Source organism: Telluria sp. AZSoR62 (assembly GCF_058111565.1).
Genome location: NZ_JBYTST010000070.1, coordinates 1 through 486, shown reverse-complemented (window position 1 = coordinate 486; position 486 = coordinate 1). Strand labels below are relative to the sequence as shown.

Genomic DNA, 486 nt, shown 5'->3' with positions numbered 1-486 from the left:
CATCAGCGGATTTCCGTGGGAGGTGTTAAGAGTCTGCCACCAGTCACCGACGGCCACCGGATGAGCGGCTGCCTCCGCGAGCGACCTCGCGATGACCACCACGTTGAGCCCCAGGTACAGGACCACCAGCACAACGGCGACGCCGATGGCCTCCTTGAACCCGCGCAGGAAAACGGCAGCGAGCAGGGCAAGCAGGGCCAGCGTTACGGCCACCTCCTGCCCGTGCAGGGCGTCTGGTGCAAACGGATTCTCGATCAGGTGTGCCGTGGCATCGGCGGCGGACAGCGTCATGGTGATCATGAAGTCCGTCGCCGCGAACCCCAGCAGCACCAGCACCAGGAGTTTGCCCCGCCACTTGGGGAGCAGCCGCTCCAGCATGGCAATGGACCCTTCGCCGCGGTGGCTCTCGCCGGCAACCCGGCGGTAGACCGGCAGCGCGCCGAACAGCGTCACGGCCACCAGGACCAGCGTGGCCAGAGGAGAGAT

The 486-nt window shown here is 66.9% G+C and carries 1 protein-coding gene; it reads right to left on the bottom strand.

Annotated features, from left to right (window positions below; translation table 11 throughout):
• On the bottom strand, positions 1-486 hold a 486-nt coding region (locus AC3XQU_RS22905), incomplete at both ends, for a hypothetical protein (protein ID WP_489876458.1).